Source organism: Rhizobium sp. BK251, from assembly GCF_004345245.1.
Lineage (GTDB): Bacteria > Pseudomonadota > Alphaproteobacteria > Rhizobiales > Rhizobiaceae > Rhizobium.
The window spans coordinates 183,158-204,556 of sequence record NZ_SLUQ01000010.1; the positions used below are offsets into that span (position 1 = coordinate 183,158).

A 21,399-nucleotide genomic window follows, 5' to 3' on the forward strand; every position below is an offset into this window, starting at 1 on the left:
AGTGGCGGAGCTCCAGAACAGACACAGCATCCTGGAAGAGGTGGAAGGCCACGCCGACGATGCGGCCCATCTGCTCTTCGCCCGTGAGGCGGAGCGGATTGCCGAGGCGCTGGTCTTCGCTTCCGCGCAGCCTGTCCCGGAACCCTTCATCGCCGAACGGCTGCCGCGTGGCGTGGACGTCCGGGTGGTCATGCAGAATCTCAGGGAGCAATACGCCCAGAGAGGCGTCAATCTCGTGCAGGTGGACGACTGCTGGGCCTTCAGGACCGCCTCGGATCTATCCTTCTTCATTCGCACGGACGAAAGCGCAGTCAGGAAGCTGTCGCGCGCCGCCTTGGAAGTGCTCGCGATTATTGCCTATCACCAGCCGGTGACACGCGCCGAGATCGAGGACATCCGCGGCGTGCAGACATCCAGGGGAACGCTTGACGTGCTCATGGAGGCGGGCTGGGTGCGCTTTCGCGGCCGCAGGCGCACGCCCGGGCGGCCGGTGACGCTCGGTACGACCAAGGACTTCCTCGACCATTTCGGTCTGGAGGAAATTCGAGACCTGCCCGGTCTCGAAGAATTGAAGGGGGCAGGGCTGCTTTCGGGCCGCATACCGGCTAACTTCAATGTACCCTCTCCCTTGATGAGCGATGAGCTTACCGAGGACGAAGATCCGATTACGCAGCTGGATCTCGAGGAATTGGGACTTCTGGCGCCTGGGGGCGCGGAGGAATAGGGCAGGGCACATCGTGCCCATTCGGTCACGGAAGGGTCGCTTCTCCATTCGCCGACGAGTAGTGGCGAAGCGGGTGAAGAGGAATTCGTGTCCGTCGCTTTTGCGCTCTGTGGTCAGTTGGATCGAGCGGCAATCCACAAGACATTTGGTGTTTGAAAAACATCTATAAACGTCTTACATCGGAAAGACACTGAAATAGGGAGTCAGGTTAATGGGTTCTTTTAGCATGTGGCACTGGTTGATCGTTCTGGTCATCGTGCTGTTGTTGTTTGGTCGTGGCAAGATCCCGGAACTGATGGGTGATGTCGCCAAGGGCATCAAGAGCTTCAAGAAGGGCATCAACGACGAAGATGCTCCCGAGCAGGCCAAGACTGTCGATCACAAGGCCGACGAACCGAAGTAAACACGTTCGGGCGCGGGCGGCGCGAAAGCGGTTCGTCCTGCCCCAGGAGCCTTTGCATGTTCGATATTGGCTGGACCGAGCTGCTTGTCATCGCGGTCGTTCTGATCGTGGTCGTCGGTCCCAAGGATCTACCACCGATGTTGCGCGCGTTCGGCAAGATGACGACGCGGGCCCGCAAGGTGGCAGGCGAGTTTCGCGCGCAGTTTGACGAAGCCATGCGCGAGGCGGAACTCGACGATGTTCAGCGCACGATAAGCGAGGCGAAAAGTCTCAATCCCGTCAATACGCTGAGGGATGCGATGAACCCGCTTCGGCAGATGGGCAATGAGATCAAGGCCGATCTGCAACGGTCGACCGTTGTGGATCCGAAGCCGGCGACCGAAACGGCATCGCCGGCGGTCGTGGCCCCGGAGCCCTCGATGAGCCTTCCCGAGACGCCTCCGGTCGTGCCCGCCGCCACCGCAACCGTGGAGCCGGCACCGCTGCTAACCCCTGAAACTTCGCCTGCACCTGCTGCGGTCGCCCTCGCGTCGACGGCAACGCCAGTCGCCGAGGAAAAACCGAAGCCGGTGCGGAAGCCCCGGGCGAAAGCAGCGGAGAAACCGACGGTCACCGTCGCAGCCGCGCCTGCCACCGAAAAGCCGAAGCGGACTGCCGCAGCCAGCCGAACCGCCACGAGCAAGACTGCTGCGCCCAGGAAGGCCGCTGCGACGAAGAAGGACAAAGCATGAGTGGCAACATCGAGGATAAGCCGCAGCCGCTTATCGAGCACCTCATGGAGTTGCGCACCCGGCTGATTTGGTCGATTGGCGCATTCTTCGTTGCTTTCATCGTCTGCTTCGTCTTTGCAAAGCATCTCTTCAACGCCCTCGTTTTCCCTTACAAGTGGGCAGTCATCTGGGCGCATCTCGACGTCAACAAGGCGCAGCTGATCTATACGGCGCCGCAGGAGTTCTTCTTCACGCAGGTAAAGGTCGCCATGTTCGGCGGTCTCGTGATCGCATTCCCGATCATTGCCGCGCAGCTCTACAAGTTCGTCGCGCCCGGCCTCTACAAGAACGAGCGCGCGGCGTTCCTGCCGTTCCTGATCGCGTCGCCGATCCTGTTCCTGATGGGCGCGTCGCTTGTGTATTTCTTCTTCACGCCGATGGTCATGTGGTTCTTCCTGACCATGCAGCAGGCGCCGGGAGAAGGCGATGTGGCGATCTCGCTGCTGCCCAAGGTCTCCGAATATCTCAGCCTCATCATGACGCTGGTGTTTTCTTTCGGGCTGGTCTTCCAGCTTCCGGTCATCACCACGCTGCTTGCCCGCGTCGGGCTCTTGACGTCGCAGTGGCTGGTGGAAAAACGCAAGTTCGCGATTGTCCTTGCCTTCATCGTTGCGGCGGTTCTGACGCCGCCCGATCCGATGTCCCAGATCGGCCTTGCGCTGCCGACCATCCTTCTCTACGAGATTTCCATCTACGCGGCGCGACTCGTGGAGCGCCAGCGTGCGCGGCAGGCGCTCGAGGAGAGTGCCGGGTCCACGGATGTTGCCAACAAGGACAACGACTGAGCGACGCCCGGTTCCTTCAACTGCCGTGAAAGTAGGCTTATTTTCCGGTCAGGGGCTTTCAGGCTCTTGACCGGTTTTCCTGTTTGCAACGACCTGGAACGACGATGCTCGATATCAAATGGATCCGTGAGAATCCCGAGGCTTTCGATGCGGCGCTTGAAAAGCGCGGCGCGGAGCCCTTGGCTGCCAGCCTCGTAGAGCTCGACGAGAAACGCCGTTCCGCAATCCAGAAGGCGCAGGACATGCTCGCGCGCCGCAACGCCGCGTCCAAGGAGATCGGCGCTGCCATGGCGCAGAAGAACGCCGAACTCGCCGAGAAGCTGAAGGCCGAAGTTGCGGAGATGAAGACGGGCTTGCCGGCCGCCGAGGAGGCCGAACGCGAGCTGACGGCGGCGCTCAACGACGCGCTTTCGCGCATTCCAAACATTCCCCTTGATGACGTACCGGTCGGCCAGGACGAGCAGGGCAACGTCGTCAAGCGGGTGGTCGGCGAAAAGCCGCGTTGGAACCATGCGGCGAAGGAGCATTTCGAGATCGGCGAAGCGCTCGGCTACATGGATTTCGACCGCGCGGCAAAGCTTTCGGGAGCCCGCTTCACGGTGCTGACCGGCCCGCTGGCGCGCTTAGAGAGGGCGCTTGGGCAGTTCATGCTGGACCTACACACCGGCGAGCACGGCTATACGGAAGTAAGCTCGCCGCTGATGGTGCGCGACGAGGCGATGTATGGCACCGGACAGCTGCCGAAGTTTGCCGAGGATCTCTTCAAGACCACCGACGGCCGCTGGCTCATCCCGACGGCGGAAGTAACGTTGACCAACCTCGTCTCCGGGGAAATTCTCGACCAGGAGAAGCTGCCGCTGCGCTTCACCGCGCTGACGCCTTCCTTCCGTTCGGAAGCCGGTTCGGCCGGGCGCGATACGCGCGGAATGCTGCGTCAGCACCAGTTCTGGAAGTGCGAACTCGTGTCGATCACGGATGCGGCAAGCTCCATCGAGGAGCATGAGCGCATGACGGCCTGCGCCGAGGAGGTGCTGAAGCGCCTGGGGCTGCATTTCCGGACGATGACGCTCTGCACGGGCGATATGGGCTTCGGCGCACGCAAGACTTACGATATCGAGGTCTGGCTGCCCGGGCAGGATACTTATCGAGAGATTTCGTCCTGCTCCGTCTGTGGCGATTTCCAGGCGCGACGCATGAACGCCCGCTATCGCGGCAAGGACGACAAGTCGACGAGGTTCGTCCACACGCTGAATGGCTCGGGTACCGCCGTGGGTCGCTGCCTGATCGCGATTCTGGAGAACTACCTGAACGAGGATGGCTCGGTTTCCATTCCGGACGTCCTGTTGCCTTATATGGGCGGCCTGAAGAAGATCGAACGGGCGGCTTGAGCCGGCGGAGAGAGCGATGCGGATTCTTCTGACCAATGACGACGGCATTCACGCCGAAGGCTTGGCCGTACTCGAACGCATCGCGCGCAGCATTTCCGACGACGTCTGGATCGTTGCACCGGAAACCGACCAGAGCGGCCTTGCCCATTCGCTGAGCCTCTCGGAGCCGTTGAGGCTGCGCAAGATTTCGGACAAGCACTTCGCGCTTCGCGGCACGCCAACGGATTGCGTCATCATGGGCATCCGGCAAGTCATGGACGGGAAGCCCGATCTCGTGCTTTCCGGCGTGAACTCCGGTTCGAATGTCGCCGACGACGTGACCTATTCAGGGACAATCGCCGGGGCGATCGAGGGAACGATGCAGGGCGTTCGCTCCTTTGCCCTCAGCCAGGCCTATGTCCATCGGGACGGCGCGCGTCTTGTCCCGTGGGAGGTGGCGGAGGCGCATGCCCCGGCACTGCTCGATCGGTTGATGGGTGTGGAACTACCCAATGGCACCTTCCTCAATCTCAACTTCCCGAACTGCCGGCCGGAAGAGGTCGACGGCGCTGAGGTCACGGCGCAGGGCAAGCTTGCCTTCAGCCTGCAGGTCGATGAACGTGCCGACGGTCGGGGCATTCCGTACTACTGGCTGAAGTTCGGCGAGCGCACGGGTGCCTTTCTCGCGGGGACCGATATCACTGCGCTCAAACGTAACAGGATTTCGGTAACACCTTTGAAACTCGATCTGACTGATTATTCCGTGCAAGACCGCATCGCGCGGGCGCTTGGATAGGGAGCAGCAGATTGAGTGGCCGGTTGGTCGAAAGGGAAGGTTTTGCCGCGCTTGTCCTCAGGCTTCGTGCTGCGGGCATTTCCGATATCGAACTGCTGACGGCAGTAGAGCAGTCGCCGCGCCATCTTTTCGCGCCGCCGCAGTTCGCCGACGATGCCTATTCGAGCCGGACGCTTCCGATTGAATGCGGTTCCTTCATGGAAGGAGTCGATCTCGCGGTCCGCATACTGCACAACCTCAAGCTGAAACCGGGTCAGCGCGTTCTCGAGGTCGGGACGGGCAGCGGCTTTACCGCCGCGGTCATGGCGCGCCGCGCCGAGCGCGTCCTTACGATCGAGCGCTACAAGACGCTGGTCACCGGTGCGCAGCGGCGTATCGATACGCTAGGTCTACGCAATGTCGTCATACGCCAAGCGGACGGCAGTGCGGGCCTGCAGGGCGAGGGCACCTTCGATCGCATTCTGGTCACGGCCGCCTTCAATTCCATGCCGAGATTCTACGCCGATCAGCTCGTTTCGGGCGGAATGATGATCGCTCCGCTGATGATTTCAGAAGATCATTGCCGCATGGTCCGCCTGACCAAGACCGGCAGCCGCTTCGAGCGGGAGGAGCTGTTCGAGGCGCCGTACCTGCCGATCGTCTCGAGAGTGGCCTCTTTCCTGTAGGCCGGCCAAGCGACGGGAGTCTGTCGCTATGGTTATCAATTTCTCAAAAAGATCGTGGCGATTCCCGTGCTTTAACCGCGTGGTAATACTAACGCGCTTTAATTGACTCACAAATGGTTGCGTCTTCAGTGGGTCGGGTCATGCGTTTTAGTCTTACACCGAGATTTGGAAAGTCCGCAGGAAATCTCCTCATTGCGGCCCTTCTTGCTAGTGCCGCGACGGGCTGTAGCTCGGATGCGACGCGGTTCAGCGGGCTCTTCGGGAGCTCGGATCAGATGACTACGGGTGCCATTCCGCAGCGGGGTTATGGTGCTCCACCCAACTCGGATGCGGTGCCGCTCGCAGATGTTTCTTCAGGTGGGTATGGCATGCAGTCGGGATATCCGGCAAATCAGCAGACATATAATCAGCCATATCCGGCACAGGCCGGCGGTGGCGGCTACGCCCCGAACGGCGCTCCTCCGGCAGCGGCCTCCAGCGCACGCATGGCTTCCGCTCCGGTCTCCGTTCAGAGGGCTGAGCTTGCCGCTCCGGGCGCAGCAGCGCCCAGCGCCCCGGCCAACAGTTCTCGCGACGTGGCAATGGCGCAGCCCTTCCCGACAGCCCCGAAGGTGGTTGAGCAGAAGGCGCCAAAACTTACGCCTGATCCGCTGACGACTGGCACGACGAAGGTGTCGGGTTGGTCTGCCGCCAACGCGCCGAGCGTCATGCTGCGACCGGGCGAAACGGTTGCGACGCTCTCGCGGCGCTACGGCGTTCCGGAAAAGGAAATCCTGCGCGTCAATGGCCTGAAGAATTCCGCGTCGGCGGCTCCGGGCCAGCAGATCATTATTCCGACTTTCAACGGCGGCAATGCTGCCAAGGCTGCGTCGCAGGCGGCTGACCTTTCCAAGGGCGGCAAGCCTCAGCCGGGCAAGTCTCAGGAACAGAACCTTGCCGTTCTGCCGGGCAGTGCCTCGGCCCGCGACAAGGCCCAGGGCGACGCCGGTGCAGCGGGTGGCAAGCTTGCAGCCGGCGCAGGCAAGGATCCTGGCGCCGGAGGCGGCAGCTACATCGTGAAGCCTGGCGATTCGCTTGCGAAGATCGCGCGGGCCACGGGCACGAGCGTGGACGATCTGAAGGCCGCCAACCAGTTGACCGCCGGTACGATCCGCATTGGCCAGGCATTGAAGATCCCGGGTCGCGGGGCGACGTCCGATCAGCTCAAGACCGCGTCGATCCCGGTCGAGAAGGCATCGGTCAAGGCTCAGGCAGCGCCGGTCGTTTCCGCAGTCCAGACGACGTCGGCAGAGCAGCCTGCGCCTTACAAGCCGCCGGTCGCCACGCAGAGTGTCTCCGATGTCGAGAAGAAGTCGGACGTTGCCTCCGCAGCGCCGGAATCAACCGGAATTGGCAAGTACCGCTGGCCGGTTCGCGGCGCGGTCGTGGCGGGCTTCGGCGCCAATGTCGACGGCAATCGCAACGACGGCATCGACATCTCGGTGCCGGAAGGCACCCCGATCAAGGCCGCCGAAAACGGTGTCGTCATCTATGCAGGCAACGGCCTCAAGGAACTCGGCAACACGGTTCTCCTGCGCCACGACGATGGAACCGTCACCGTCTACGGTCACGCCGATGCCCTGAGCGTCTCGCGCGGCCAGAAGGTTCAACGTGGCCAGACCTTGGCGACTTCAGGCATGAGTGGCAGCGCCAAGCGGCCCCAGGTTCACTTCGAGGTGCGCAAGGATGCGTCCCCGGTCAACCCCATGACTTTCCTTGAATAGGTATAGCGTCTCAAGGAACATGCAGAAGCCCGGCCAAGAGCCGGGCTTCTATGCTTTCAGGAACGGTCGATCGCGATGCGCAGGCGGCCGGAAAGATCCTGGATGAACTGCCATGCCACACGGCCCGAGCGGGCGCCGCGTGTTGTGGCCCATTCCAGCGCCTCGGCATGGAGCTTTTCGCGTTCGAGACCAAGTTTGAAGTGATCGGCATAGCCGTCGATCATCAAGAGATAGTCTTCCTGGCTGCATTTGTGGAAGCCGAGCCAGAGGCCGAAGCGATCGGAAAGGGAGACCTTTTCCTCGACGGCTTCGGACGGATTGATCGCCGTCGACTGCTCGTTCTCCAGCATGTGGCGAGGAAGCAGGTGGCGGCGGTTCGAGGTCGCATAGAAGAGGACGTTGTCGGGCCTGCCCTCGATGCCGCCGTCGAGCGCCGCCTTCAATGACTTGTAAGCCGTATCGTCGTGGTCGAAGGACAGGTCGTCGCAGAAGACGATGACCCGATGCGGCACATCCTTCAGCATGTCGAGGAGCATCGGCAGGCTGGCTATGTCTTCGCGGTGGACCTCGACGAGCTTCAGCGAGACACCGCTCTCGCGACGCACATCCTCGTGCACCGCCTTGACGAGGGATGATTTTCCCATGCCGCGCGCGCCCCAGAGAAGCACATTGTTTGCGGCAAATCCCTCGGCGAAGCGGACCGTATTCTCGTGAAGGATGTCGCGCACATGGTCGACGCCGCGGATCAACCGCAGGGCGACCCGGTTCGGCCTTGGGACTGGCTGGAGATGGAGGCGGGCGGGCGCCCAGACGAAGCAGTCCGCCGCGTCCCAGTCGTTGATCGCAGGCGGCGGCCCGGCCAGCCGGTCCACGGCGTCTGCGAGGCGGCGGAGCTCCGAAAGTATGGCATTGTTGATCTGTTCAGCCACCGTGTTTCCTCCTGTAAGTTCAAGGGAAGAGCTGCCCCATATTTTGTTGCGGGGTAGCATGGCGTTTCTGTAGCGAAAAGGCTAAGAGGCAGGCAAAACGGTACGCTAGCAGCCTGTTTGTGTTGCATTCGTCATCGTCGCAACTATAGTCCGGCAGCTAAGGCACAGGCCGTTTTTGCTTGGCCAAGAATTCGAGGAGTTTTCCATGTTTATCACCGAGGCGTTCGCCCAGACTGCAACCGAATCTGTTCCAGGCATTGGCTCCGGCCTGGAGATGCTTTTCCTGTTTGTGCCTCTGATGGTCGTTTGGTATTTTCTGCTGATCCGGCCGCAGCGCGCGCAGGCGAAGAAGCGGGACGAAGTCCTCAAGAACATCCGCCGCGGTGACCAGATCGTCACCGGTGGTGGCATCGTCGGCAAGGTGACCAAGGTCGTCGACGACAAGGAAGTCGAGATCGAAATCGCCGAGGGCGTTCGCGTTCGCGTCGTCCGCACGGGCATCTCGGAAGTCCGCGTCAAGGGCGAACCTGTCAAGGCAGATGCAGCCTGAGTAAACAGGAAGCCCCGGCGGTCGCCCCCGCCGGGAGCTGCACTCCGATAGCTTGAGAGCTTTATGCTGTATTTCTCTCGCTGGAAAACCATGCTGATTTGGTTGGCAGTGCTGTTCAGCATGGGCGTTGCCGCGCTTAATTTTTGCAGCGACCAGCAGCTCGCAGGGCTGCCGCGATGGCTTCCGGCCAAGAAGCTTGCCCTCGGCCTCGATCTCCAGGGCGGCACGCACATGACCTTGCGGATCGATCGCGCCGATATAGTGAGGGAGAAGCTCGAGGCGACGGTTGCCGAGGTGCGCACAAGGCTTCGCCAGGCGGGCATCCCCTATACCGGTCTCGGAGGCGTTGGCCAGGTCATCCAGGTTCGCATTACCGACCCGGCCCAGTTGCAGGCAGCGATAGCCACACTTCAGCCCTTGATAGCGCGGGTTCGCGGCAGCGGTGGGCTTGGGGGGCCGCTTGCCGAGATGACGCTCGGCGTCAACGACGGGACGCAGGTCACGCTGCAGATCACCAACGCTGCGATCAACGATCGCATGTCCTCGGCCTTGGTCCACTCCATGGATGTCGTTCGCCGGCGTATCGAGGAGATCGGCAAAGGCGAGCCGAGGGTAGAGCGCCAGGGAGCCGACAGGATCATCGTGCAAGTGCCCGGGCAGACCGATCCGGAGCGCCTGAAGTATTTGCTGAATCAGCCGGCACGTCTTTCCTTTCGGCTGATCGACGACAGCATGCCGGTGGAGAATGCCCTCGATGATCGCGCGCCGGCGAACTCGCAGGTTCTCTATTCGCAAGACGACCCGCCGACGCCCTACCTCGTTCAGAGGCAGTCCTTCGTCTCGGGGACCGACATAGTCGATGCGAAGCCCGGCTTCGATCCACAGACGAACGAGCCGGTGGTCAGTTTTACGCTGAATGCGGCTGGCGCGGCCCGGCTGGAGACGAGCACGCGGGAACATGCCGGCGGCTCTTTCGCGGTCGTGCTCGACGATCAGGTGATCTCGATTACTGCGATCCATGAGCCGATTACCGGTGGGGCAGGGCAGATTGCCGCCAACTTCTCGGCGGAGGGGGCGGAGGATCTCTCGATCTTGCTGCGCGCCGGCGCTCTTCCCGCTGCACTCACCGTCGTCGAAGAAAGAACCGTCGGGCCGAGCCTCGGTTCGGATTCGATCCGTTCGGGTCTTGCTGCAGGTGCCATCGGCGCGATGCTCGTCGCCGCCTTCATGCTCGCTGCCTATGGCTTCCTGGGGCTGATCGCCAACTTGGCGCTGGCGGCGAATGTCATCATGATCATTGCCGTCCTCACGCTCCTTGGCGCCTCGCTGACGCTACCGGGCATCGCGGGTATCGTGCTGACGCTCGGCATGGCGGTCGATTCGAACGTGCTGATCTACGAGCGCATACGCGAGGAGGCGAGAAACGGGCGTCCGATGGCGCAATCGGCCGATATCGGCTTTGCCAAGGCGCTCGCCACGATCATCGATGCCAATGTCACCACCTTCATTGCGGCGATCATTCTCATCTATGTCGGCACCGGCCCGGCTCGTGGCTTTGCGGTTACCCTGGCCGTCGGCATTCTGACGACGCTCTTCACAGCTTTCACCTTGACGCGCTGGATCGTGGCCAAGTGGCTCGAATGGCGCCATCCCAGGTGGCTGCCGCGAGGCGTCCACACCGGCATATTCGACGACAGCAACATTCGCTTCATGGGTATCCGCCGCTACACGTTCACGGTGTCAGCGGCGCTTTCCATCGCGGCCATGGCGGCATTCGCTGTCGTCGGACTCAACCGCGGTGTCGATTTCACCGGCGGCTCCATCATCGAAATCAAGGCGAAGCACGGCAGTGCCGACCTCGCGGATATTCGCACCCGCCTCGATGACCTCAATCTCGGCGGGGTCCAGGTGCAGGGCTTCCGGGATGGTTCGGGCGCGCTCATCCGCGTGCAGTCGCAGCAGGGCGGCGAAAACGCCGAACAATCGGCTACCACGCTGGTGCGCGGTGAGTTGGCGGACGACTATGATCTTCGCCGCGTGGAAGTCGTCGGCCCGGCGGTGTCGGGTGAACTTACAAAGTCCGCAACGCTCGGCATTGCCGCCTCGCTTGGCGTCATCCTGCTCTATATCTGGTTCCGCTTCGAGTGGCAGTTTGCCATAGGCGCGATCATCGCGACGCTGCATGACGTAATCCTCACGCTTGGACTATTCGTTCTGACGGGGATCGAGTTCAACCTGGCGAGCATTGCCGCGCTCCTGACCATCATCGGCTATTCCCTCAACGATACGGTCGTGGTCTACGACCGCATGCGCGAGAATCTGAGGCGTTATCCAAGGATGCCGCTGCCGATCCTGATCGATGCTTCCATCAACCAGACGCTTTCGCGCACTCTGCTCACTTCATTGACGACGCTGCTGGCCATCACCGCACTGTTCCTTTTCGGCGGCGAGGTGATACGATCCTTTGCCTTCGTTTTGCTTTTCGGTGTGGCGGTCGGCACGTTTTCGTCTATTTACATCGCCGCCCCCGTATTGATCGCCTTCAGGCTTCGGCCCAAGGGTCTGGATCTCGAGGATGATGCCGACGAGACGTCGGCCGGGGGCCATATGCATCACGGAAAACCGGTGGTTTGAATTCATGGCCAAGGGCATCGAGATTCGCGCAGCGCACTTTCCCGGGCGCGCGCCGATCGACACTTACGGGAACGGCGGCTTTCGCTTCGCCGACATGTCGCATCGCGGCTCGCTGCTGTGCCTTCCCTCGGGCATCTATGGATGGGACATGGACGAGACCAAGCCGTTAACCTCAGACAATTTTAGGCGGGTGCTGGACGAAGCGGCTGAGATCGAGGTTCTGCTCGTCGGAACGGGCCTGCAGCTGCGTCCTTTGCCGGCAGAGCTGAAGGCCGCACTGAAGGCCCGAAACATCTCGTCTGACCCGATGAGCACAGGTGCGGCGGTGCGAACCTTCAACATCATGCTGGCCGAGTCCCGCGCTGTGGCCGCAGCCCTGATCGCCGTGTGACCGGGATCGTGTCATCCATGGCTACGAGTGATGCAAGACCGGCAAATCGCGACATATGTCTCGCGACCTTGCGAGAGACCGATCGCGACCGTTATCTCGCGTGCCTGTTGGCCCCGGAGGAGAAGCGGCGGGCGCTCGCAGCCCTCTACGCCTTCAATGCGGAGCTCGCCCGCATCCGCGATCTCGTGCACGAGCCTCTGCCGGGTGAAGTGCGCATGCAATACTGGCGAGACCTGCTGGAGGGGCACTCCCATGGTTCGACCGAGGCCAACCCGCTGGCTTCGGAGTTGCTCCTGGCGATCGACGAGCACCGACTGCCGCGCCAGACGCTCATCAACATGATCGAAGCCCGCATCTTCGATCTCTATGATGATCCGATGGAAACGCGGCATTCGCTGGAGGGCTATGCCGGCGAGACAGCTTCGGCCCTCATCCAGCTGGCGAGTCTCGTTCTATCCCCGGAAGATGCGGCGAGATCCGCGACCGCCGCCGGCCATGCCGGCGTGGCGCAGGCGATCGCCGGCTTGGTCCTGCTGATGGCGCTGCATCGTAGCCGCGGCCAGCTTTACCTGCCGCTAGAGATTCTCGCGGCGACGGGGCTCGATCGCGATGCCTTCATGAGGGGCGACGACATCCCGCGCATTTCCGCTGCGATCGAGGCCTTTGCCGGGCTGGGACGGGAGCACCTGGCGAAGGCGAGGGCGGCCGGTGATATTTCGAAGCAGGTCTTCCCTGCTTTCCTGCCGGTCAGCCTGGCAGAGAGCGTGCTGGTCGGCGCACAGAAGAGCGGGGCGCAGATCTTTGACCGGCCGATGCAGACGCCGCAGTGGAAGCGGCAATTGCGAATGGCGATCTCGGCGGTGCGCAAGCGGCTGTGAACCACGTCAAATTCGCGCAAGTCTCGCGCATTAGGGTCGCACGTGTTCGCTGCGCTTTGGATGGAGAAATGGCGTGAGCTTGATCGTGTGGGGCGTGATCTTCGCCGCTGTTATCGGCTTTGCATATCTGACGACGCGCATGGCCTCCCAAACCAAGGAAGACAGCCTGCACGACACGGGTCTTGCGATCCTTGAGTTCGGTCGCGCCTTTCCCAAGGAGGCGATCCGGCAGCTGCAGACGACCGCAGATGGACAAGGCGTCTTCGTGCGACTTCACGACAACAAGGCCGGCCTCATGCGCAATCTGCGCAGCCATTTCGCCTGCCATCTCATAGAGCCGGGCACGGTAAGGGTAACCCCTACGCCGACGGGACGCGGACTTGCGATTGAATTCATCGACGGGCCGTCCCACAACGGCGTCTTCGAATTTGCGACGGCCGCCGAAGCGGCAGAAGTCTCGCTCTGGCTTCTCGGCAATTATGTCAGTGAGGCCGACCTAGAGGTCGAGCAGGCTGCTACGCCCCCGGCTGACTTCCGGCAATAGACGACGTACTCAGGCAGTCGCAAGTTCGCGGATGCCGAGCCAGGATGCGCAATCGGCGAGCGCCCGCCGGGCGATCAACTGGCGCTTCATGATCGTCTTGTCCTTGCCGCGGAAGCGTTTGACTCCTTCCGGCTTGACGATGGAGCCCGGCTCAAGCTCGGGAAACAGCCCGAAATTGATGTTCATGGGCTGGAACGAGCGTTTGCCCGGTTCCTCGTCGTTGACGAGGTGGCCGCCGGTGATGTGATTGAGGAGCGATCCAAGCGCAGTCGTCGCCGGGGGCAGGGTGACCACCTCGCCCTTTCGTTCTGCGGCTGCAAAGCGCCCGGCGAGAAGACCAACGCTCGCGCTCTCCACATAGCCTTCGCAGCCGGTGATCTGGCCGGCAAAGCGCAGCCCCGGCCGCGATTTCAGCATCAGCGACCGATCGAGCAGCGTCGGTGAATTGATGTAGGTGTTGCGGTGCAGTCCCCCGAGGCGGGCGAACTCGGCGTTCTCGAGGCCCGGGATCAGGCGGAATGTCTCAGCCTGCGCACCATATTTCAGCTTCGTCTGGAAGCCGACCATGTTGTAGAGCGTGCCGAGCGCATTGTCCTGGCGAAGCTGGACGATCGCATATGGCTTTACGGTGGGGTTGTGCGCATTGGTGAGGCCCATCGGCTTCATCGGGCCGTGACGCAGCGTTTCCCGTCCGCGCTCCGCCATGATCTCGATCGGCAGGCAGCCGTCAAAATACGGCGTGCCTTCCCATTCCTTGAAGCCGACCGTGTCGCTGCCGACAAGCGCATCGATGAAGGCGTTGTACTGCGTCTCGTCCATCGGGCAGTTGATGTAGTCCTTGCCGGTGCCGCCGGGGCCGACCTTATCGTAGCGCGACTGATACCAGCAGATGTTCATGTCGATGCTGTCGCGATAGATGATCGGCGCAATCGCGTCGAAGAAGGCAAGCGAATCCTCGCCGGTCTCTGCCTGGATCGCTGTCGCCAGCGAAGGGGCTGTGAGCGGACCGGTCGCCACGATCGCAAGATCCCACTCCTTCGGCGGCAGGCCGGTAATCTCCTCGCGCACGACAGTAACGAGCGGATGTTCCTGAACGGCTTTTGTCACTGCGGCCGAGAAGCCGTCACGGTCGACCGCAAGCGCGCCGCCGGCCGGAACCTGGTGCCTGTCGGCGCATGCCATGATCAGCGAGCCCGCCAAACGCATTTCGGCATGAATGACGCCGACCGCGTTGCTTGTCGCGTCGTCGGAGCGGAAGGAGTTGGAGCAGACGAGTTCAGCAAGACTGTCCGTCTTGTGTGCATCCGTGCCGCGCACGCCGCGCATTTCATGCAGGATGACCGGCACGCCCGCCTGGGCGATCTGCCAGGCTGCCTCGGACCCCGCAAGGCCCCCGCCGACGATATGAATGGGTTTGTGAGAGGTCTCGGTTTTCATGTGGGGCTGCTTATCACGCCGCCGACGCAGTTCCAACCGATTTGAAGCGCCCCATTTCGAGGGGCCGGAATCAAAAACGGCGCCGGTGGCGCCGTCTTGGAACGATCGGCTCGATCAGCGATTAGCGGAACGAGCGCGATGCGATGGTGCGGATGTCGTAGCGGCTGATGCCGATGTCCGACAGGGTCTGGTTGGAAAGGCTGCCAAGCTCGCTGAGCGTACGGCGGTAGCTCATCCAGCTCTTTGCAATGCGAATCGGGTTCATGGTTCTATCCTCAAGTCACGTATGGGGGCAAAATCGCCGCCTCATCGGTTGACATTGATATAGGTACTCTCTCGAATATTTTGCAGTGCAAATAAATGGCGACTGCTATGCATTTGTGCAGTGCGACGCTCAAAATAGAGGCGAAGTCCAAATTCTGAGCGATATTTTACGGAGGATTCCAGGCGATCACGCACGGCCGAGATTATGTTCCGGAAAACGAAAAACGCCCGCATTTCTGCGAGCGTTTCATGTGAGGCGGGCGCCTTGGGAGGACCGCGATCGCCTTGGTATTAGCGGGCAGCGGCTTCGCGAGCGACGCGATGGATGTCCGAACGGTCGATGCCGAGGTCATGCAGTTCGCGGGTGGTCATACGGCCGAGTTCGGTAACCGTCTGACGATACTTGCGCCAGTTGTTGAAAGAGCGTGCAATGTTCATTTCGATCCCCTTTCCTAGGGTTTGTGTGTGCCAGCGGCCTAGCTCGGCGCTGACTTCCATCTGATGAGACCTAATATATGCTGCGCTGCGAAAACTAACAGAGTGAATGTCTCATGCCACCTATGCGCAAAACGCATGTCAAGTGGTGAAATGCAGCCCCCATTCTGATTAATCCTTGGGCACGGCGTATGGCGGCAAATCCTGCTCCACAAGCGCGATGAAGCCCCGCGGGCGGATGGTGACGCTTCCAACCCGGCAGGCCTGCCCCTTGCATTCCAGAGCTTCCTTGGTTCGAGCGGCTCGGTCGCGATTTTCGTTAGCCGATGCCTGGCCGCACGAGATCTTCACTTCCGCTTGCGACCGTAGGCTTTCGTCGCGGATACAATCGTGAACATGTATCGGCTAGTCCCCGAACCGCAGGCGACTAATCGATTAAGGAGTGCCCTCAAAAAGACAAACGCCCACCGGGGGAGGATCCGGCGGGCGTTACAATAATGATCGACAACTGGGAGGAGGATGTTGTCGACCTATCGGCGTAGCGTTGGGAGGAGGAGTACGCTACTCCGAATTCATTCCCGAGCATCATGTCGGGTCATCGGGGCCGTGGCAGCGCGCGGTTGCCGGTCCCTTCTTGCAGGCATTAGATAATGCGCTCATTCCGGATTTTGCACTGCAATATGTTCATGGAAGGCATGAGTCGCGCGCATGGCTATCGCCCATACTTACTCAGGGGTATATTCCTAGCATGACATTCGCTAACGCGTGGTTAAGGATTGTCTCGATCCGGGGTGCAGATGCAGCGGATGGAGCCGGTGTGTAACTGGGGTAGGCGGCCCGCGAAGGCGCACCGCAAAGAAGGATGTGTGTAATGTATCGTGGTAGGCTGGAGCGTGATCTGGCGCTATGGGTCGAAAAGGGAATGCTGGATGCGGCTGCGGCCCGAGGCCTTCTGGCGGAATATGACAGCCGGCCGGCGAGCTTCAGCCTGGGCCGGGTGCTACTTGTGCTGGCCGCACTTCTCGTCTCGGCGGCCATCCTTCTGCTCATCGCCTCGAACTGGGAGGCGATCCCGCGGCTCATTCGTGTCGTCGCCATTCTAGGCCTGATCTGGTTCTTCTACATCTCGGCGGCGTTGCTGACCGCTCGTGGCGCGTTCGCTTCCGCGACGGCCATGCTGCTTCTGGGCACGATGAGTTTCGGTGGGGCGATTTCGCTGATCGGTCAGATGTATCATCTTTCGGGCGATCAACTGACAGTGATGTTCCTTTGGTTCGGGGTCGCCGTGCTAGGGGCCGTTCTCTTTCGTTCCGCCGCGCTGGTGGCCTTGTCCGGTTTCCTTTCCTGGGCGTCCTTTGCCGTATATCTGCAGGAATATGATGTGCGATGGGCGGGGCTGCTGCCCTGGAGCGCGCCGCTGATGGCCTGCATCCTGATCCTGCTCGTTCGCTTTACCGGGGCGCATCGGGCTCGCCATCTGGCCTATATGCTGATGATCGCGTGGCTGACCTGGCTCTATACACTGAGAGAGGACGTGGTGACGGCTCTCGCCTTTGCGATTTGCGGCATGGCCGCCCTGGTGCTTGTCAGTCTTCGTCCGCCGCCGCTCGATCGGCTACTGCGTGACGCGGGTGCGGCTCCGGCCTTCTACAGCTTTCTGGTTGGGGTCATCGGCCTCCTTCTTCTCCATGGGGAGATCGACAGCGGGTGGAAGCTGATCGTCCTTGGGATCGCAACCCTTGCGGCGGCGATCCTCGCCATCGTGCTGCAGGGCCGCGACAACGGCGCCGTCCGATACCTCGCCTATGCCGCCTTTGCCGCGGAGACGTTCTATCTCGCCTCCATCACCGTCGGCACGATCATCGGGACGTCCGGCTTCTTCCTTGGCTCCGGTCTCTTCGTGGCGCTGGTGGCCTGGCTCGTCATCCGCCTCGAACGAAGATTTTCCGGCGAACGGACGGAGGTGGCGCCATGACTCTCCTCGACAAGATCTCGAGCCGAGGTGCGCGCTACCTCCTGGCCGCCGCTATCGTCGCGGGCGCCCAAACGGCAATTATCGGCTATGTCGTCGAGAGCCGCGCTGCCATCCTCAGAAACGGCGCGGAGGTGCTTCTGAAAACCGCTCCGATCGATCCGCGTGATTTCCTGCGGGGCGATTATGTCATCCTCAACTACGACATATCGAGCGTCCCAATGTCGACCGTGACTGGGCCGAGGCCGACAGAGCCCGGCGAAGCGACTTTGACGGTCAGGCTCGGGAAGCAGCCGGACGGCTACTGGACGATCATCGAATCGTCGTTTGGCGATCTCGCACCGCAACCGAACAGCGTCCTGCTCCGCAGCCTTCCCTTCTATAACTACGCGACATCGGCCGACGACACGATCCGCGTCGAATATGGCATAGAGCGCTACTACGTGCCGGAAGGGCAGGGAAAGGGGTTGGAGTCGGCCCGAACGGAAGGACGCATATCCGTCGCTGCCCGGGTCTCGGCAAACGGCTCGGCACAGATCCGGAGCCTGCTTCTGGACGGTACGCCTGTTTATGAGGAGCCGCTTTATTGACGTCGAGAATAGGCCGTGAAGCCTGTGCCGCAAAAGCTTGTCACAGGCCTTTCATTTTTCCTTTGCGCCGCTTGAATCGGGTGATATAGAGACGCCGCGCTCCGGAAGGCCTCATGCGCAGGCGTTGCTATGCGGTTTTGCGTGCGCGGGTATGGTGAAATTGGTAGACACGCCAGATTTAGGTTCTGGTGCCGCAAGGCGTGGGAGTTCAAGTCTCTCTACCCGCACCAAGCTGCTTGCAGGCGGGGAGAGACCGACGCGACGGTTGAACCCTGGTGACCCGGGAGACCATGCGCCATTTTGCCTGGCAAAATGTCCAATGGATTACAGCAAAGCCACGAACGGTAATTGAATTCCGGCGTCGTGCTCATTGAAACCAACGGCTGTCTGAGCACGGCCGCCACGAAGTGAAGGTAGGAAGAGATGCAGGTTATCGAAACGCTCGCTGAAGGGCTGAAGCGCGAAATCAAGGTCGTAATCCCGGCCAAGGACATGGAAGCCAGGATGAACGAGCGTCTTGCCGACGTTAAGGACAAGGCTCGCATCAATGGCTTCCGTCCCGGCAAGGTACCGGTCGCCCACCTGAAGAAGATGTACGGCAAGTCGATCATGGCCGACCTCGTAAACGAGATCGTTCGCGAACAGCCGACCTCCATCCTTTCCGAGCGCGGCGAAAAGTCCGCGACGCAGCCCGAAGTCGCCATGACCGAGGACAAGGACGAAGCGGAAAAGATCCTTTCCGCCCAGGCCGACTTCGAATTCACGCTCTCCTACGAAGTTCTGCCGCCGATCGAGCTGAAGCCGACCAAGGGCATCAAGGTTACGCGCGAAGTCGTCGAGATCGCTGAATCCGACATCAACGATCAGATCCTGACGATCGCCGAAAGCGCGCGCAGCTTCGAGACCAAGAAGGGCAAGGCCGCCAACGGCGACCGCATCACCATGGATTATGTCGGCAAGGTCGACGGCGAAGCCTTCGAGGGCGGCACCGACCAGAATGCTGAGCTCGTCCTCGGCTCCGGCCGCTTCATCCCGGGCTTTGAAGACCAGCTCGTTGGCGTCAAGGCCGGCGACGAGAAGACCATCAACGTGACTTTCCCGGCTGAATATCCCGCCAAGAACCTCGCCGGCAAGGACGCGACCTTCGACGTCACGGTCAAGGACGTTGCCGCTCCGGGCGAAATTGAGATCAACGACGAACTCGCCTCCAAGCTCGGCATCGAATCCGCCGATCGCCTGAAGGAAATCGTGCGCGGCCAGATCGAGGCGCAGTACGGTGCCGTCACCCGCCAGAAGATCAAGCGCCAGATCCTTGACCAGCTGGACGAGATGTACAAGTTCGAGACGCCGAAGTCGCTCGTTGAGGCCGAATTCGGCAACATCTGGCGCCAGGTCAGCACCGATCTCGCCCAGTCCGGCAAGACCTTCGAAGACGAAGGCACGACCGAAGAAAAGGCCCGTGAAGACTACCAGGTGCTCGCCGAGCGCCGCGTTCGTCTCGGCCTCGTCCTCTCCGAGATCGGTGAGAAGGGCGGCGTCGAAGTGAGCGAGGAGGAGATGCAGCGCGCGATGTACGAGCAGCTTCGTCAGTTCCCGGGCCAGGAGAAGCAGATCCTTGACTTCTTCCGCAACACCCCCGGTGCCGCCGCTTCGCTGCGCGCTCCGCTCTTCGAAGAGAAGGTCATCGATCAGCTCCTCAACGAGATCGACGTCACCGACAAGACCGTGACCAAGGAAGAGCTGCTGGCCGACGACGAGGCCGACGGCGAGGAAAAGCCGGAGGCCAAGAAGGCCGCCCCGAAGAAGAAGGCTGCTGCCAAGACCGAAGCTGCCGCTGAGGGCGAAGAAGCCGCTGAAGCTGCTGCGCCGAAGAAGAAGGCTGCACCGAAAAAGAAGGCTTCCGAGGAAGGCGCCGAGTAATCTCGGCCCCATCGGCTCGACGGAATTGAAAAGGCCGCCTTTTGGGCGGCCTTTTTGCTATGCAATTGCTGGCGCTCGGAACAGCCGCTCAGGGCTTGGCCTGGATCTCGCCCATGCGGTTCCAAGCGTCGAGGCCGGCGATCTTGTAGGCTTCGGCGAGGGTCGGATAGTTGAAGGTGTTCTCGACGAAATATTCGACGGTACCCTTCAGGTTGAGCACAGCCTGGCCGATATGAACGAGCTCGGTCGCACCTTCGCCAACGATGTGGACGCCGAGCAGGCGGCGCGTCTTCAGCGAGAAGATCATCTTCAGGAGGCCGGTATCGAGGCCCATGATGTGGCCGCGCGAGGTCTCGCGAAAACGGGCGATCCCACATTCGTAGGGAATGCCGCGCTCCTTCACCTCTTCTTCGGTGAGGCCGCAGGTGGAGATCTCGGGCACCGCATAGATGCCGTAGGGGAAATACTTCTGCGGCTCCTTGGCGATCGCCCCGACGGCGACGCGCGCGGCGATGCGCCCCTGTTCCATCGAGGTCGATGCAAGGCTCGGGAAGCCGACGACGTCGCCGGCGGCGAAGATGTGCGGCACCGATGTCTGGAAGGTTTCGGGGTTGACGCTGAGGCGGCCACGGCTGTCGGCCTCGAGGCCCGCGGCCGCAAGATTGAGGGTATCCGTGGCTCCCATGCGGCCCGCGGCAAAGAGCACCATGTCGCAGGTGATCCGGCGACCATTGTCGAGCGTCACATGGGCCCTGCCGTCCGCTCCCTTCTCAACCGCCGTCGCCTTTTGTCCGAGGTTGAGCTTCATGTTGCGGTCGCGCAGCTGATAGATGAAGTCCTCGACGATCTCCTTGTCGATGAAGTCGAGCATCGTCGACTTCGGATCGAGGATGGTGACCTGTGTGTCGAGGGCGCTGAAGATCGTTGCATATTCGATGCCGATGACACCGGCGCCGATCACGACCAGCGACCGCGGCAACTCCTCCATGTCGAGGAGCTCGTCGCTGTCGAGGATAGTCTTGCCGTCGAAGGGTATATAGTCGGGCCGGAAGGGCTTCGTACCGACGGCAAGCAGGATACTGGACGCGCCAACCTGGATGGTCTCGCCGTCATCCTTGACGATCTGCAATGTCGTCGCGTCGACGAAGCTCGCCTTGCCCCGCATGCTCTGTACGCGGTTGCGGGCGAACTGGTGTTCGAGGACTTCGACTTCATGGTCGAGGGTGATCAAAAGGCGGCGGCGCAGGTCGGCGGCGCTGATCTCTTCCTTGACGCGGTAGGCGCGGCCGTAGAAGCCGCGTTCACGCCATCCCGAAAGGTTGAGCGCGGTCTCGCGCAGCGTCTTCGACGGGATTGTTCCGGTATGCACAGAAACGCCGCCGACGCGCTTTCCTTGTTCGATGACCAGAACCTTCTTGCCGAGCTTGGCCGCCTGGATGGCTCCCCTGCGACCCGCTGGACCGCTGCCTACAACAACGAGATCGTACTGGAACATTGCCTAGCCCCGGTTAGAAAATGGAATCATATTGCATTGCGATATGTCGCTCGTTAAGCGCTAATCGGTCAATGTTACAAATACTCT

21 protein-coding genes and 1 tRNA gene are annotated in these 21,399 nt (G+C 61.4%); 17 read left to right on the forward strand and 5 right to left on the reverse strand.

Translation table 11 applies throughout. From position 1 onward, the window contains the following. Positions 1-28 precede the first annotated feature (28 nt). The 8 genes from scpB (at position 29) to EV286_RS25745 (ending at position 7,273) form a co-directional block, all read left to right on the forward strand. Positions 29-724 carry an SMC-Scp complex subunit ScpB gene (scpB, locus tag EV286_RS25710; protein ID WP_132960061.1) on the forward strand — a complete coding sequence of 232 codons (696 nt, stop codon included), beginning with the start codon at positions 29-31 and terminating at the stop codon, positions 722-724. A 211-nt stretch (positions 725-935) separates the two neighbouring features. Beyond that, the gene (locus tag EV286_RS25715) at positions 936-1,127 is read left to right on the forward strand and encodes a twin-arginine translocase TatA/TatE family subunit (protein ID WP_132960020.1); all 192 of its coding nucleotides are present in this window, start codon (positions 936-938) and stop codon (positions 1,125-1,127) included. Between the two features lie 56 nt (positions 1,128-1,183). Next, positions 1,184-1,858, forward strand: a complete 675-nt coding sequence (tatB, locus tag EV286_RS25720; RefSeq protein ID WP_132960021.1) for a Sec-independent protein translocase protein TatB — start codon at positions 1,184-1,186, stop codon at positions 1,856-1,858. After that, on the forward strand, positions 1,855-2,682 hold the full coding sequence (gene tatC, locus EV286_RS25725; protein WP_132960022.1) for a twin-arginine translocase subunit TatC: 828 nt from the start codon (positions 1,855-1,857) through the stop codon (positions 2,680-2,682). Before tatB ends, tatC begins: the two co-directional genes overlap by 4 nt. Before the next feature lie 104 nt (positions 2,683-2,786). Continuing rightward, positions 2,787-4,070: a serine--tRNA ligase gene (gene serS / locus EV286_RS25730; protein ID WP_132960023.1), complete on the forward strand. Its 1,284-nt coding sequence runs from the start codon at positions 2,787-2,789 to the stop codon at positions 4,068-4,070. A gap of 16 nt (positions 4,071-4,086) precedes the next feature. Next, complete coding sequence (gene surE / locus EV286_RS25735; RefSeq protein WP_132960024.1) at positions 4,087-4,845, forward strand: 5'/3'-nucleotidase SurE; 759 nt, start codon at positions 4,087-4,089, stop codon at positions 4,843-4,845. A gap of 11 nt (positions 4,846-4,856) precedes the next feature. Next, complete coding sequence (locus EV286_RS25740) at positions 4,857-5,510, forward strand: protein-L-isoaspartate(D-aspartate) O-methyltransferase (RefSeq protein ID WP_132960025.1); 654 nt, start codon at positions 4,857-4,859, stop codon at positions 5,508-5,510. Positions 5,511-5,650: 140 nt separating this feature from the next. After that, entirely contained in the window at positions 5,651-7,273 is a 1,623-nt protein-coding gene (locus EV286_RS25745) for a LysM peptidoglycan-binding domain-containing M23 family metallopeptidase (RefSeq protein WP_132960026.1), read from the forward strand. 56 nt (positions 7,274-7,329) lie between these two features. Here the strand turns inward: EV286_RS25745 and EV286_RS25750 are convergent, their stop codons facing one another. Continuing rightward, on the reverse strand, positions 7,330-8,202 hold the full coding sequence (locus tag EV286_RS25750; RefSeq protein ID WP_132960027.1) for an ATP-binding protein: 873 nt from the start codon (positions 8,200-8,202) through the stop codon (positions 7,330-7,332). Between the two features lie 205 nt (positions 8,203-8,407). Between EV286_RS25750 and yajC the strand changes: the two genes are divergently transcribed. From yajC to EV286_RS25775, 5 genes are all read left to right on the forward strand, one after another. After that, positions 8,408-8,752, forward strand: coding sequence for a preprotein translocase subunit YajC (gene yajC / locus EV286_RS25755; protein ID WP_132960028.1), 345 nt, complete (start codon positions 8,408-8,410; stop codon positions 8,750-8,752). A gap of 63 nt (positions 8,753-8,815) precedes the next feature. Continuing rightward, the gene (secDF, locus tag EV286_RS25760) at positions 8,816-11,386 is read left to right on the forward strand and encodes a protein translocase subunit SecDF (RefSeq protein ID WP_132960029.1); all 2,571 of its coding nucleotides are present in this window, start codon (positions 8,816-8,818) and stop codon (positions 11,384-11,386) included. Between the two features lie 4 nt (positions 11,387-11,390). Next, positions 11,391-11,777, forward strand: coding sequence for an Mth938-like domain-containing protein (locus EV286_RS25765; RefSeq protein WP_132960030.1), 387 nt, complete (start codon positions 11,391-11,393; stop codon positions 11,775-11,777). A gap of 17 nt (positions 11,778-11,794) precedes the next feature. Beyond that, the gene (locus EV286_RS25770) at positions 11,795-12,655 is read left to right on the forward strand and encodes a phytoene/squalene synthase family protein (RefSeq protein ID WP_132960031.1); all 861 of its coding nucleotides are present in this window, start codon (positions 11,795-11,797) and stop codon (positions 12,653-12,655) included. Between the two features lie 73 nt (positions 12,656-12,728). Further along, positions 12,729-13,199, forward strand: coding sequence for a hypothetical protein (locus tag EV286_RS25775; RefSeq protein WP_132960032.1), 471 nt, complete (start codon positions 12,729-12,731; stop codon positions 13,197-13,199). A 9-nt stretch (positions 13,200-13,208) separates the two neighbouring features. Here EV286_RS25775 and trmFO read toward each other — a convergent pair whose 3' ends face one another. The 3 genes from trmFO to EV286_RS25790 all read right to left on the reverse strand — a co-directional run bounded on the left by trmFO (position 13,209) and on the right by EV286_RS25790 (position 15,338). Then, the gene (trmFO, locus tag EV286_RS25780) at positions 13,209-14,636 is read right to left on the reverse strand and encodes a methylenetetrahydrofolate--tRNA-(uracil(54)-C(5))-methyltransferase (FADH(2)-oxidizing) TrmFO (RefSeq protein ID WP_132960033.1); all 1,428 of its coding nucleotides are present in this window, start codon (positions 14,634-14,636) and stop codon (positions 13,209-13,211) included. A 121-nt stretch (positions 14,637-14,757) separates the two neighbouring features. After that, positions 14,758-14,901, reverse strand: coding sequence for a DUF1127 domain-containing protein (locus EV286_RS32890; RefSeq protein WP_132960034.1), 144 nt, complete (start codon positions 14,899-14,901; stop codon positions 14,758-14,760). 290 nt (positions 14,902-15,191) lie between these two features. Further along, a complete protein-coding gene (locus tag EV286_RS25790; protein ID WP_132960035.1) occupies positions 15,192-15,338 on the reverse strand; it encodes a DUF1127 domain-containing protein in 147 nt (48 codons plus the stop codon). Positions 15,339-16,206: 868 nt separating this feature from the next. Here EV286_RS25790 and EV286_RS25795 point away from each other — a divergent pair. The 4 genes from EV286_RS25795 to tig all read left to right on the forward strand — a co-directional run bounded on the left by EV286_RS25795 (position 16,207) and on the right by tig (position 19,817). Further along, entirely contained in the window at positions 16,207-17,310 is a 1,104-nt protein-coding gene (locus tag EV286_RS25795; RefSeq protein ID WP_132960036.1) for a DUF2157 domain-containing protein, read from the forward strand. Next, on the forward strand, positions 17,307-17,897 hold the full coding sequence (locus EV286_RS25800; protein WP_132960037.1) for a GDYXXLXY domain-containing protein: 591 nt from the start codon (positions 17,307-17,309) through the stop codon (positions 17,895-17,897). Before EV286_RS25795 ends, EV286_RS25800 begins: the two co-directional genes overlap by 4 nt. Before the next feature lie 145 nt (positions 17,898-18,042). Then, positions 18,043-18,127: transfer RNA gene (locus tag EV286_RS25805), tRNA-Leu, on the forward strand. 193 nt (positions 18,128-18,320) lie between these two features. Next, complete coding sequence (gene tig / locus EV286_RS25810; protein ID WP_132960038.1) at positions 18,321-19,817, forward strand: trigger factor; 1,497 nt, start codon at positions 18,321-18,323, stop codon at positions 19,815-19,817. Between the two features lie 88 nt (positions 19,818-19,905). Here tig and sthA read toward each other — a convergent pair whose 3' ends face one another. Then, positions 19,906-21,312, reverse strand: a complete 1,407-nt coding sequence (sthA, locus tag EV286_RS25815) for a Si-specific NAD(P)(+) transhydrogenase (protein ID WP_132960039.1) — start codon at positions 21,310-21,312, stop codon at positions 19,906-19,908. Positions 21,313-21,399: the final 87 nt, after the last annotated feature.

Excerpts from the sequence above, each read along its gene's own strand:
- EV286_RS25800 (WP_132960037.1), top strand. The coding sequence starts at position 17,307 with ATGACTCTCCTCGACAAGATCTCGAGCCGAGGTGCGCGCTACCTCCTG.
- surE (WP_132960024.1), top strand. The coding sequence starts at position 4,087 with ATGCGGATTCTTCTGACCAATGACGACGGCATTCACGCCGAAGGCTTG.
- tatB (WP_132960021.1), top strand. The coding sequence starts at position 1,184 with ATGTTCGATATTGGCTGGACCGAGCTGCTTGTCATCGCGGTCGTTCTG.
- yajC (WP_132960028.1), top strand. The coding sequence starts at position 8,408 with ATGTTTATCACCGAGGCGTTCGCCCAGACTGCAACCGAATCTGTTCCA.
- EV286_RS25745 (WP_132960026.1), top strand. The coding sequence starts at position 5,651 with ATGCGTTTTAGTCTTACACCGAGATTTGGAAAGTCCGCAGGAAATCTC.
- EV286_RS25790 (WP_132960035.1), bottom strand. The coding sequence starts at position 15,338 with ATGAACATTGCACGCTCTTTCAACAACTGGCGCAAGTATCGTCAGACG.
- EV286_RS25715 (WP_132960020.1), top strand. The coding sequence starts at position 936 with ATGGGTTCTTTTAGCATGTGGCACTGGTTGATCGTTCTGGTCATCGTG.
- trmFO (WP_132960033.1), bottom strand. The coding sequence starts at position 14,636 with ATGAAAACCGAGACCTCTCACAAACCCATTCATATCGTCGGCGGGGGC.
- tig (WP_132960038.1), top strand. The coding sequence starts at position 18,321 with ATGCAGGTTATCGAAACGCTCGCTGAAGGGCTGAAGCGCGAAATCAAG.
- EV286_RS25795 (WP_132960036.1), top strand. The coding sequence starts at position 16,207 with ATGTATCGTGGTAGGCTGGAGCGTGATCTGGCGCTATGGGTCGAAAAG.
- EV286_RS25765 (WP_132960030.1), top strand. The coding sequence starts at position 11,391 with ATGGCCAAGGGCATCGAGATTCGCGCAGCGCACTTTCCCGGGCGCGCG.
- EV286_RS32890 (WP_132960034.1), bottom strand. The coding sequence starts at position 14,901 with ATGAACCCGATTCGCATTGCAAAGAGCTGGATGAGCTACCGCCGTACG.
- EV286_RS25770 (WP_132960031.1), top strand. The coding sequence starts at position 11,795 with ATGGCTACGAGTGATGCAAGACCGGCAAATCGCGACATATGTCTCGCG.
- serS (WP_132960023.1), top strand. The coding sequence starts at position 2,787 with ATGCTCGATATCAAATGGATCCGTGAGAATCCCGAGGCTTTCGATGCG.
- tatC (WP_132960022.1), top strand. The coding sequence starts at position 1,855 with ATGAGTGGCAACATCGAGGATAAGCCGCAGCCGCTTATCGAGCACCTC.
- secDF (WP_132960029.1), top strand. The coding sequence starts at position 8,816 with ATGCTGTATTTCTCTCGCTGGAAAACCATGCTGATTTGGTTGGCAGTG.
- sthA (WP_132960039.1), bottom strand. The coding sequence starts at position 21,312 with ATGTTCCAGTACGATCTCGTTGTTGTAGGCAGCGGTCCAGCGGGTCGC.